Below are 12,392 nucleotides of genomic sequence, written 5' to 3'. Positions count from 1 at the left end.
AAACCTTCCCGCATCACTTCGCTGGCATTCTGATAACGGCCGGACTGCACCAGGTCATGAATAACCTGATCCTGGTGAGGGGTGAGCACAACGTTTCGCGTCGCCATAACTAGCTCCAGCTCTATGCAAACAGGTACTTTTGGTTGTTGGCATATTATGCCATTCTCGCTCAGGAGAATAGCTTGGGGCCGGCATCCGGCGATCCGGTGATGGCTGACTCGGCGCCAATCAGGAAGATGTTTGCGGTGATGCAGAATTGCCCTCCCTGCTGGGGCAAGAATGCCCAACATGGACAGGTAGATGCCCAGCACAGACGGCCACAGCCTTACTTAAAGGTTGCTTGGGTCCGCGTTTTTTCGGCAGATGGGTCAAACTTCATCAGCGCCTGTTCCAGGCCTATCGGCTTTTCCTGCGGTAATGCCTTACCCCCCTTACGGACGAGTTGATAAACCCCTTAGATATGCCCCCAACGTAGCAATCCACCGGAAGTGAATGGAGCTCCATGGTTTGTCGAAAGGCAAAAATGTCAGATAAACAGCCTACCCGACGACGCTAAAGACTGTCAGGGTCGCCAAAAAACATCTGAATCCGCGACCGCAACCACCTTTCCCCCGGATCGTTGTCCTGCGACCCGCGCCAGGCCATGTGCAGCTCAAACGTGCGTGATTCGATTGGCAACTCTTCCGAGCGTACACCGCCGGCAGCGGTCAATACCGCCGCCGCGTAGTCCGGCACTGTGGCGACGATGTCGGTCCCGGCAATCAGCGTGGCCAGGCCGTTGAACTGCGGAACCGCCAGTACGACATGGCGTTTGCGGCCGATTTTTTCCAGGTGTTCGTCGATGAAGCCCCCCAAGTCGCCGGCGAAGGACACCAGTGCATGGGGGCGGGCGCAGAAGTCGTCCAGGGTAATCGGCCCAGGCATGGTGTCGGCGCGCAGCAGTTTGGGTTTGCTGCGGCGCAGCACTTTGCGCTTGGCGTTGGCGGGAAGGTCATCGGTGTAGCTGACGCCGATGGAGATTTCGCCGGAAGACAATAGCGCCGGCATGAGGATGTAGTTGGTACGGCGCACGACCAGTACGATGCCCGGCGACTCCGAACGCAGACGCTTGAGCAACTGGGGCAGCAACGCGAATTCAACTTCGTCGGACAGCCCAATGCGGAACACCGCCGTGCTGGTGGCCGGGTCGAAGTCCGCGGCGCGGCTCACTGCCGTGGAGATAGAGTCGAGGGCAGGGGACAGCAGACCAAAGATTTCGATGGCCCGCGCGGTGGGCTCCATGCTGCGCCCGGTGCGCACGAACAGCGGATCGTCGAACAGCCCGCGCAGTCGCGACAACGCCGCACTGATCGCCGGCTGACCGAGAAACAGCTTCTCGGCAGCGCGAGTGACGCTGCGTTCGTGCATCAGTGTTTCAAAAACGATGAGCAGATTGAGGTCGACGCGACGCAGGTCGTTGCGATTCATGACGGGGGTCTCAGGGACATGGGTCGGTACGTGTTCAAAACAGCAGCGGCGGCCCAGACGCGCGCCACGTGTTCAGCTCAGCCACGGATATTACGGGTAAATACCGGTGGTCTGCATTGTTGAATTTTCCGGCGCGGCTGTAAACGCGGTTTTCCGCGGTCCGCCGATCACTCCTGATGAAACCTTGGTCCTCGAAAAAGGACCAACATTCAGATAGTGGCCCTTTGTTACTGGGTTCACGGCAGCCGAAGTGGCGGCACTGCTTCATCGATGTTTGGCCTTCGGGTTGCAATGTCGCGGTGAGCACCCAACAATGTGCGCCCTGCAGGCCCGGGACGGCTGCGGTAGAAACAACGACCGCCTGCTTCATCAGAATCGATGGCAGGCATGTCGACTATTAATAGCCACTGATAGTGTTACCGGCGGCGCCCGGATAGAGTTCATGGCATCAAGGTTCATAAGGCGAGGTTCGAAATGTCCCGCACGATCCGTTTTCATCAGTTCGGCCCGGCCGAGGTGCTCAAAGTAGAAGAGCTGCCGGTCGCGTTGCCTGCACCCGGCGAGGTGCAAGTGCGCGTCCAGGCGATCGGCGTCACCTGGTACGACGTGCTGTGGCGGCAAAATCTGGCTTCATCCCAGGCTCGCCTGCCGGCCGGTCTGGGTTCTGAAATGGCGGGCGTCATTACCGCCGTCGGCGACGGCGTCACCGACCTCAAAGTGGGCGACAAGGTCGCCAGCTTCCCTTCGGCTGACCCTAACGTGCACCCGGTCTACGGCGAGCTGATCCTGTTGCCGCGTACCTCCGTGACCCTTTACCCGGACGTGCTGACACCCAATCAGGCGGCCGTTCATTACACGCCGATGCTGGTGGCGTACTTTGCCTTTGTCGAATTGGCACGGGCCAAACCGGGGCAAACGGCGCTGGTCACTGACGCGAGTCACTGCGCCGGCCCTGCATTCCTGCAACTGGGCAAGGCACTGGGCGTCAAGGTGATTGCGGCGACCAAGAGCGATGCCTGCCGCGAGTACCTGCTGAAGATGGGCGCGGACAAGGTGATCGTCACCGAGGAAGAGGATCTGCTGCTGACGATCAATCGGTACACCGATAACCGTGGCGTGGACATTGTCCTTGACGGTTTGGGTGGCCCGCAGATGTCGATCCTGGGAGATGTGCTGGCCCCTCGTGGCAGTCTGATTCTCTATGGCCTGCAGGGTGGGAACCAGACGCCGTTTCCGGCGTGTGCAGCGTTCCAGAAGAACATCCAGTTCTTTGTCCATTGCGTGGGCAACTTCACCGGCAAGCCGGAACTGGGCATCAAGCAGGACGAAGAAGCGATCAAGCGTGCGTTGCGCGAGATCAATCAGATGACGGCTGACGGCATGCTGGTGCCGCAGATCACCAAAGTGTTCCCGTTCGATCAACTGGTCGAAGCCCACCGTTTGATGGACGGTTGCCCGGTGGGTGGTCGTGTGGTTGTGGAAGTTGATCCATCCTGAGGGCAGACCATCGCCCGTTTCATGCTCGACGCGTATGACCTGGCGTCGAGCTTGAGGTGCAGCAAACCTGTCTGAAGGTTGCGGCCCTGTCAGTTACCGGTCATTTGCTCATCGAAGCCTTCCTGAACATTCTGGAAGGCTTTTTTGTTTATAGAGTGTTTATCAGTGCTTTAACGCGCAATGCGTTCGACTTCGGAAATGGATTTAAGGTGATTAATCCGGGCTTTATAAGTCGGTATTAAACACCAATAAACGTCGCTGTTTATATCCGATGCCGAGTTGGGGAAACGAGAGCACTTACGTGTCGGCAATGACTGGCTTGTAATCGTTTTAAAGACGCCGATAATAGTTTGAATTATCAAATGCTCAAGGAACGAGTCTATGCGTTTTGACCTTCCACTGTCGGCGGCGTCTGCTAATCGACTCGGCGCGCTCGTGGCCCTGGCGCCTGGGCCCTGCATGACGGGTATTGCATCCACTGCAGACATTGCCGTTGTCCCTGCAAGCCAGGGGTTAAAGCCATGAGTTCACTGCATGAGCAGGCAATGAATAACGTCTATCAACAAGTGCTTCAGCGTCTCTCGGGTTACTTTAATCGCAGCGAACGAACGGCACTGCAGTTATTGATCCAGCGTTTGATCGTCGCCGCGGGCGGTATTGAAAAAATCGGTGGTTATAAAGTACTGGTCGCCTTCGGCGGCGGTAAAGACAGCGCTTATACCGTGGCCATGTTACGTGCGGCTCAACTGAGTATCGCCGCACGAGGGCCGGCGACGTTCAGGCTGCGGGTGGGCACTATGCGCCATGCGGGCATTACCTCGGCGGTGATGGGCAATATGGACCGCTGCTACTCGGCGCTGTTTCTGCATGACGACCCCAGGGTCGAACTGTTGGTCATCGATCAGCAGTACGTGCAGATTTTCGAATCCGACCTGCCGTTTTCGCTGGCGGGTCGTGATCAGAATCGCTCCGATCTGCTGCTGAGCGGGCACCTGACGGCGGGCGATGCGCGAACGACCTTCTGCAACAGGTGTTATCTGGGCATGGCGGACTTTCTGGCCCGTGCAGCCTGCTGGGGGAGTGGGGTCAATGCCGTGATAAGTGGCGAGTCGCCCAAGGAGCAAAAGCAATACGCGACCTGGATCATGCGCCTGGCGCGGCACGGCGGGGAGAAGGTCGACCCCTGGCACACGCTGGGTTTCAGTGAGGCGTTGAGCGTCATCGACCGTGTCGGACGCGCTTATTACGCGCAGCTGTACGGCGATGAGGCAGAGCCGTCGGCTGACAATCGCCCAGCGGTTTACCCGTACCGAGCGGCTGCGCCGACCTTGCTGACCACGACGGACCTGATGGGCTTTCGCGCAGAGGAGCATTGGGGGCTGCTCACTGATTTTCTGGGCTTTCGGTTCGACGACCTGGCGTTCAACTTCAGTGAATCGGATTGCGCCAATCCACTGCTGATGGCGCATCTGAGGGGCCTCAAGGCCGAATTCATTGAAGGGCGGGCCTACAGCGACGGCATTGCCGAGTACCTGCAGCTGGCCGCCGGCATCATGCGCCGCAAGCGGATGCCCGCCCGGCTGATCAAACAGGCGCTGGCAGCGTACGACAGCCCGGAAAAAATCGACGACCGCCGTCAACTTGCCGAAGGCTACGGCCAGGAGGCCTTTGGCCTGGGTGAGACGCAATGGGTGTGCCTGCTGTTTTCACCCTTTGTGGATGCCGGCGCCCGGCTCGAAGATTTTTTGCGCCGCTATCACCCCGGCATGCTGGTCGGGCTCGGCGATTTGCACAAAACGCTCGCCGGGCAGCTTTCGCCCGATCTAGTGGCGCACTGGCTCGTGGACGTTAGCGGCCTGAGCCTCAAGGGGCTTCAATCGCTGTACGGCAAACGCTGCGTGGACTTCAGCGACCAGCGCTCGATCATCGCCCGCGTGCGGGCAAGTGACCCCGACAAACAGCGGGTGTCGACAGTCGATCCGCACACGGGCCTCCAGACCACGGAGCTGATTTCAGGGCGATGAGCGTCGATGTGACGCGATGTCAGGCGATGAGCCCCGAGCCGTGAGCGGGGCTCTTGAAGATTGACCCAGCGCCTGGCGCAGGGAGGAGGTTGTTCGATGGATCACCATAAAACCGATTTTGCCTACCAGATGGTGTATCGCTACCTGCTCAGGCTGACCAACGAACTGTCCGCCGGGCCGGCCGTGCGCCTGCCCTCGTTGCGCCTCTTGGCGCGGCGGCTGCGGGTGTCGATTTCCACCGTTCAGAACGCCTACAGCCTTCTCGAGAAGGAAGGGCGAATCTGCTCGGTGCCCAAATCCGGTTATTTCGCGCTGCCGAACCCTTGCCACGACGTGACGCTGGAAGGCGATGACCTGTTTACGCGTTTTCATGCCGGCGCCCGGCGCCCGGACATGTTTGTCTTCGGCGCCGATGAGCCGACACTGTTGCTCTCGCTCCACGGTGCACTGCTGAACGGCGAGCGCGACCTGATGCGCCACTATCCCTGCCAGCCTGACCCACAATTTCAACCCTTCGGTGAGATGGAGTTGCGCACGGCCCTGGCTGGCGCCTATACCTCGTCGACGGAGCATTGCTGGCACCCCGACAACGTTTTTATCGGACCCGACAAGACTGGCGTGTTGAAGACCGTCGTCGAGGCGCTTCAGCTGCGCGACTGCGCCGTGCTGGTGGAGTCGCCGTGCGGCTGGAGCATTCTGCGCACGCTACAGTCCTTCGGGATCAGGGTGATCGAGATGACCACCGATGGGCAGGGCGGGATCAACGCCGATGAGCTGGGTGCGGTGATCCAGCGCGAAGACGTAAAGATGGCGATTGTGTCGTCGCAGATGGACCCGATTCGCGGGCAGATGATGGCCTCCGCGCAGCGCAAGCTGATGGCGCAGGTGCTGAACCTGCATGGGCTGTGGGTGCTGGAGAACGACACGCACGGCGCCTTGTGTTTCGAGGAGGCTGGCGCGCCGTTTCGGGATTTGATCGATCCGCAGCGGCTGTTGGTGGTCGGCGCGTTCGACAAGATGATCGGGCTGGAGGCGCCATTCGGGTATCTGCTGAGCCGGCACTCCCGGGCGCTGTGGCATCAGCAGTTGGTGCTGCGTTCGTTTCGCTTGCCGCCGGTTCGGCAGAAGGCAATCGCGCGTTTGTACGCGTCGGGGCATCTTGATCGGCACTTGCGCGAGTTGCGTGGCTGCCTTGAACACCGGGTGGATGAGCTGGCGAGCGGGGTGGAGCAGTACCTGGGGGATGAGGTGCGGTTTGAGCGTCCGCGGGGCGGGGCGTCGATCTGGCTGGAGAGTGTGCACCGGGTGGACACGGCACGGGTTTTCAATCGATTGCTGGAGCAGCGGATCGTTGTCGCGCCGGGGGAGTTGTTCAGTGCGCGTGGGTTGCATCAGCAATGTCTGCGTATTTGCGCGACGGTGGATTGGTCGCAGAATATCGAGTCGATGCTGGTCGTTGTTCGCAATGCGTTGGTGCAGGAGCGGCTGGCGTAGGTTCTTTTCGGATCTACGTTTAGATCAAGATCAAACGCGTCTGCCTGGGGGCAGACTGTTTCGCCTTCGGCGAGTTACTTGGAAAAGCACCCCAAGTAACCAAGGGTGCTTGCTCCTGGATTGGCCCGACTTCGTCGGGTTCCTTCACTTCGGTCCCGCTCCGTGGGCCCGCCGCCATCCGCCATCCATGGCGGGGGGCGGCTCTCGCGGCATCCATGCGGCTCGGCCCACTGCGCGTCGTCTGCGTTCGGCCTGCACCCAAGTCGCGATGGGTGTCGTCTGGACTTCCTGTGTAAGAAATCAAAAACAGATCAAGAACAGATCGAGTGCAGAGCAAAAGCTTCCCGGCTGAAGCCGGTCCTACATGGGGCGCCGCCGGTCGCACAGGGTGTACGCGGCGCTTTTCGTGGGACCGGCTTTAGCCGGGAAGAGGCCCGTAGGTGCGCTATCAATTTTGATCGTTAAACACAGCTCCAGACTCCACGGGTTGATCGTTCCCACGCTCTGCGTGGGGATGCATCCCATGGCGCTCTGCGCCGAAATCCGTCCGCCAATCCATTTCCGTTTGCCACGACTGCGTTGAGCTGTTATCTGTACGTCCGTCCAGTGTTCTGATCGACGGCCCGGCTTTTCAGTGACTTCCCTCTCCGCCATTTCTCCCGCTACCCCTGCAGCTTCTTTGGAGCCTGTGGCGACGGCCGCTGTCGACCCTGAAACGGGTTATCGGGTCGCGGTGCGGGAGTTGTGTGAGTTCACGGCGAAGTTCGGCGATCTGGATTTGCGGTTTACCCCGTCGCCCACGGCTCAGGAGGGGATTGCGGGCCATCGTACGGTGGCGGCGCGGCGCGGGCCGCAGTATCAGTCCGAGGTAGCGCTCAGCGGGGTTTTTCATGAGCTGACGATTCGGGGCAGGGCGGATGGTTACGATGCGGCGCTCAATCAGCTCGAAGAAATCAAGACCTATCGCGGCGACCTGAGCCGCCTGCCCGCCAACCACCGTCAGCTGCACTGGGCGCAGGCGAAGGTGTATGGCTGGCTACTGTGCCAGCAATTGCAGCTGCCCGAGGTCAACCTCGCGCTGGTGTACTTCAACATCATTACCGAGCAGGAGACCCTCATTCAGCAGCGCTTCATCGCGGCTGAGTTGCAGGCGTTCTTCGAGCTTCAGGCGGGCATCTTTTTACACTGGGCGCGGCAGGAGCTGGCCCACCGCGATGCTCGTGACCATGCGCTCGGCGCCCTGAAGTTTCCCCACGCCGATTTCCGCGCCGGGCAGCGGGCGCTGGCCGAGTCGGTGTACAAGGCGGTCAGCACCGGGCGCTGTCTGATGGCGCAGGCGCCCACGGGGATCGGCAAGACCATCGGCACGGTGTTCCCGATGCTCAAGGCCGCGCCCACGCGCAAGCTCGATAAGGTGTTTTTTCTCACCGCGAAGACGCCCGGACGCAAGCTGGCGCTGGACGCCTTGAGCGTGATTGGCCGAAGCGCTCCCGAGCTGAGCCTGCGGGTCCTGGAGATGGTGGCGCGGGACAAGGCGTGCGAGCACCCTGACAAGGCCTGCAACGGGGATTCATGCCCGCTCGCCAAGGGTTTCTACGACCGACTGCCTGCGGCGCGCAGTGAGGCGATGATCAAACCGTGGCTCGACCAGGCCGGGGTGCGCGAGGTCGCGCTGCGCCATCAGGTCTGTCCGTATTATTTGAGCCAGGAGCTGGCGCGCTGGTCGGACGTGGTGATCGCCGACTACAACTACTATTTCGACCTCAGCGGCATGCTGTTCGGGTTGAGTCAGTTCAATCAGTGGCGCGTGGCGGTGCTGGTGGACGAGGCGCACAACATGGTGGAGCGGGCGCGGTCGATGTACAGCGCGACCCTCGATCAGCACAGCATGAACCAGGTCCGGCAAAACGCGCCGGCGCCGGTCAAAAAAGCGCTGGATCGGCTCAACCGTGACTGGAACGCGCTGCACAAGCAGCAGGTCGCGCCGTACCAGGCGTATGCCGCCACGCCGGCCAAGCTGCTCAACAGCCTCAACCTGTGCATTACTGCGTTCGGCGATTACTTCAACGAGCAGCCCGAAGCGGCCAATGGCGAGCTGCAGAGCTTCTATTTCGAGGTAATCCAGTTTGGTCGAATTGCCGAGCTGTTCGACGAGCACTACCTGTTCGACATCAGCAAGCGCGAGTTGGGCAGCAAGTCATTGTCCCGGCTGTGCCTGCGCAATGTCGTGCCCGCGGGGTTTGTCCGACCGCGGCTGACGGCGGCGATCAGCGCGGTACTGTTTTCCGCGACGCTCAATCCACGGCATTTCTACCGCGATTTACTCGGCCTGCCCGAAACCACGGCCTGGGTCGACGTCGAATCGCCGTTTCATCGCTCGCAGCTGGACGTGGAAATCGTCAGCCGCATTTCGACGCGTTACACCCACCGTCAGGCCTCGCTGGCCCCCATCGTCGAACTGATGGCGCGACAGTTCGAGGCGCGACCGGGCAATTATCTGGCGTTCTTCAGCAGCTTCGATTACCTGCAACAAGTCGCCGATCTCATGGAGCGCAGCCACCCGGGCGTGCCAATCTGGCAGCAATCGCGAGGCATGGCCGAGACGCAACGTCAGGACTTTCTCGATCGCTTCACGCCTTCCAGCCAGGGCATCGGGTTTGCGGTGCTGGGCGGGGCCTTTGGCGAGGGCATCGACCTGCCGGGTGCGAGGTTGATCGGGGCGTTCATCGCCACGTTGGGCCTGGCGCAGATCAACCCGGTCAACGAGCAACTGAAACAGCGCATGAGCCTGTTATTCGGCGCCGGTTACGACTACACCTATCTGTACCCCGGCATGCAGAAAGTGGTGCAGGCTGCGGGTCGGGTGATTCGCGGCCAGGACGATCGCGGCGTGGTGGTGCTGATCGACGACCGCTTTGCCGAACGCAAGATTCAGCAGCTGTTGCCGGCGTGGTGGCAGCTGTGAGGTGGCCAGCTAATTGTCTCAGGACGTTACGGATCATTAGCCGAGCGCCACGGTCCAACTGCCAGTAAACTGCCGCGCTGTCGGCATTTCATGTGTCGGTTCAGGTTTTTTTTCCGCTTGGGCAGGCCGCTTTGTTTTTGTCATTTCCTTATTTTTCATCCACGGAGGTTTCGCATGAGTATCAGTCCATTCGCGGGCAAATTGGCGCCTGCAGAATTGCTGGTCGATCTTCCTCGTCTGGTGACGGCCTACTACACCGGCCAGCCTGACGCGTCGGTGGCGACCCAACGGGTCTCGTTCGGTACCTCCGGGCACCGCGGCAGCTCGTTCGAGCTGAGTTTCAACGAGTGGCACGTGCTGGCGATCAGCCAGGCAATCTGCCTGTACCGCCAGGCCAACGGCATCGACGGCCCGCTGTTCCTCGGCGCTGATACCCACGCCCTGTCGACCCCGGCCGCGGCGTCTGCACTGGAAGTGCTGGCGGCCAACGGCGTCAACGTGATGATTTCCGAGGGTGACGAATACACCCCGACGCCGGCGATTTCCCACGCCATCATCTGCTACAACCGCGGGCGCACCTCGGGCCTGGCTGACGGCATCGTCATCACGCCTTCGCACAACCCGCCGGAAAGTGGTGGCTTCAAGTACAACCCGCCCAACGGCGGCCCGGCCGACTCGCACATCACCAAGTGGATCGAGAACAAAGCCAACGAATTGCTGGCCGAGCAAGTCGTCGGTGTCAGCCGAATGACCCACGAGAAAGCGCTGCGCGCTGACACGACCCACCGCCATGACTACATCAACACCTACGTGGCGGACCTGAAAAACGTCATCGACATGGACGCCATTCGTGGCGCCAATCTGCACCTGGGCGTTGATCCGCTGGGCGGCGCGGGCGTGCGTTACTGGTCGGCGATCGGTGAGCACTACGGCCTGAATCTGGAAGTGGTGAACAAGTTCGTCGATCCGACCTTCCGCTTCATGAGCGTGGACTGGGACGGCAAGATCCGTATGGACCCGTCCTCCAATTTCGCCATGCAGAGCCTGATTGGTCTGAAGGATCGCTTCCAGGTGGCCTTCGCCTGCGACCCGGACCACGATCGCCACGGGATCGTGACGCCGACTGGCGGCCTGCTGGCGCCGAACAATTATCTGGCGGTGTCGATCGACTACCTGTTCCAGAACCGCCCGCAGTGGCGCGCGGACGCAGCCGTCGGCAAGACGGTGGTGAGTAGCGGCATGATTGACCGCGTCACTCGTCGCCTGGGCCGCCGCCTTTACGAGGTACCGGTCGGGTTCAAGTTCTTCGCGGAAGGTTTGTTCGAAGGCTCCCTGGGCTTCGGCGGTGAAGAAAGCGCCGGAGCGTCGTTCCTGCGCCGTGACGGCACAGTCTGGACCACTGATAAGGATGGGTTGATCCCGGCATTGCTCGCCGCAGAAATCCGCGCGCGCAAAGGTCGCGATCCGAGTGAGATGTACAAGGCGTTGACCGATGAGTTGGGTGAGCCGGTGTCGACCCGCGTCGAAGCGAAGGCCAATTTCGAGCAGAAGGCGTTGCTGAGCAAGCTGTCGCCTGAGCAAGTGACATCGACCGAGCTGGCAGGGGAGAAGATCGAAAGCATCCTCAGCAAGGCGCCTGGCAACGATCAGGCCATTGGTGGCCTGAAGGTCATTACCGAGAATGGCTGGTTTGCCGCGCGGCCCTCGGGGACTGAGGATATTTACAAGATCTATGCCGAGAGCTTCAAGGGCGAGGAGCATCTGAAGCGTCTGGTCGAAGAGGCGCAGGTGTTGGTTGATAGCGCGATAGCGCCTTGAAGCTTTGTGTCGACCCTCGGTATTGGGTTCGCCTGATATCCGGGTCGGCCTGATGCTCGGCGTACGAAGATCAAGAGCGTCTGCCTAAGGGCAGACGTTTCGCCTTCGGCGAGTTACTTGGAAAAGTCGAAAGTCGCACCATCCCCAAGTAACCAAGGGTGCTTGCTCCTGGCTAGGTTCCTCCTTCGTCGGAATACCCTCACTCCGACGACACTCCGTGGGCCCGCGCCGAACGGATATCCATGTCCTAGCGGCGCTCTCGCGGCATCCATGCCGCTCGGCCCACTGGGTGTCGTCTGCGTTCAGCCTGCACCCAAGTCGCGATTTTTGGTGTTTGAGCCATCGCGGAAGAAGATCAAGATCAAGTGCAGATCAAAAGCTTCCCGGCTAAAGCCGGTCCTACAGTCGGAGCCAATTCCACTGATTGCACGCGTTGCTTTGTTGATCGTGCCCACGCTCCGCGTGGGCACGCATCTCAGGACGCTCCGCGTCCATTCCCGGCTAAAGCCGGTCCTACAGTCGGAGCCAATTCCACTGATTGCACGCGTTGCTTTATTGATCGTGCCCACGCTCCGCGTGGGCATGCATCTCAGGACGCTCCGCGTCCATGCCCGGCTAAAGCCGGTCCTACAGTCGGAGCCAATTCCACTGATTGCACGCAAGCTTTGTTGATCGTGCCGACGCTCCGCGTGGGCACGCATCTCAGGACGCTCCGGGGCCATTCCCGGCTAAAGCCGGCCTCACTGAATACACGCGGTGTTCTGTAGGACCGGCTTCAGCCGGGAAGCCTTTGATCTGCATCTGCACTTGATCTGTACCAGATCTGCACTTGATCTGCTCTTGATCTTCGAACACAAAAATCCCTAACACCGCCAAACGCGACTTGGGTGCAGGCTGAACGGAGGTTTCGCGGAGTGGGTCGAGCCGCATGGATGCGGCGAGAGCGCCGTCAGGACATGGATGTCCGTTCGGCGCGGGCCCACGGCGCGAGACCGGAGTGAAGGAACCCTGACGAAGGAAGGGCCCAACCGAGAGCAAAAGCCCTTGGTTAGTTGGGGCTTTATCAAGTAACTCGCCGAAGGCGAAACGTCTGCCCTTAGGCAGACGCTCTTGATTCACCGCTGCTG

General features: G+C 60.6%; 8 protein-coding genes. 5 read left to right on the top strand and 3 right to left on the bottom strand.

The features are described from left to right. Both VF672_RS05000 and VF672_RS04995 read right to left on the bottom strand, forming a co-directional pair. Positions 1–107, bottom strand: a 107-nt coding sequence (locus VF672_RS05000; protein WP_331102084.1) for a ribbon-helix-helix domain-containing protein, incomplete at its 3' end; no start/stop codon positions are given. Positions 108–552: 445 nt separating this feature from the next. Continuing rightward, positions 553–1,467, bottom strand: a complete 915-nt coding sequence (locus VF672_RS04995; RefSeq protein WP_331102082.1) for a LysR family transcriptional regulator — start codon at positions 1,465–1,467, stop codon at positions 553–555. A 474-nt stretch (positions 1,468–1,941) separates the two neighbouring features. On the opposite strand from VF672_RS04995, the gene VF672_RS04990 reads away from it, so the two are divergent. The 5 genes from VF672_RS04990 (at position 1,942) to pgm (ending at position 11,265) form a co-directional block, all read left to right on the top strand. Then, the gene (locus tag VF672_RS04990; RefSeq protein ID WP_331102080.1) at positions 1,942–2,964 is read left to right on the top strand and encodes a zinc-dependent alcohol dehydrogenase family protein; all 1,023 of its coding nucleotides are present in this window, start codon (positions 1,942–1,944) and stop codon (positions 2,962–2,964) included. A 521-nt stretch (positions 2,965–3,485) separates the two neighbouring features. Beyond that, positions 3,486–4,988: a hypothetical protein gene (locus VF672_RS04985; RefSeq protein WP_331102077.1), complete on the top strand. Its 1,503-nt coding sequence runs from the start codon at positions 3,486–3,488 to the stop codon at positions 4,986–4,988. A gap of 96 nt (positions 4,989–5,084) precedes the next feature. Beyond that, positions 5,085–6,482 (top strand): aminotransferase class I/II-fold pyridoxal phosphate-dependent enzyme, encoded by a 1,398-nt coding sequence (locus VF672_RS04980; RefSeq protein ID WP_331102075.1) that lies wholly within the window; start codon positions 5,085–5,087, stop codon positions 6,480–6,482. A 688-nt stretch (positions 6,483–7,170) separates the two neighbouring features. Beyond that, positions 7,171–9,447 (top strand): ATP-dependent DNA helicase, encoded by a 2,277-nt coding sequence (locus VF672_RS04975; RefSeq protein ID WP_331102073.1) that lies wholly within the window; start codon positions 7,171–7,173, stop codon positions 9,445–9,447. Positions 9,448–9,621: 174 nt separating this feature from the next. Beyond that, a complete protein-coding gene (gene pgm / locus VF672_RS04970) occupies positions 9,622–11,265 on the top strand; it encodes a phosphoglucomutase (alpha-D-glucose-1,6-bisphosphate-dependent) (RefSeq protein ID WP_331102071.1) in 1,644 nt (547 codons plus the stop codon). A gap of 702 nt (positions 11,266–11,967) precedes the next feature. Here the strand turns inward: pgm and VF672_RS04965 are convergent. Then, the coding region (locus VF672_RS04965; RefSeq protein ID WP_331102069.1) for a hypothetical protein at positions 11,968–12,392 on the bottom strand (425 nt) is incomplete at its 5' end.

It is taken from the genome of Pseudomonas sp., from assembly GCF_036387035.1.
Taxonomy (GTDB): domain Bacteria; phylum Pseudomonadota; class Gammaproteobacteria; order Pseudomonadales; family Pseudomonadaceae; genus Aquipseudomonas.
Note: the sequence above shows the minus strand (reverse complement) of the source record. Positions and strands in the feature narration are given on the sequence as shown.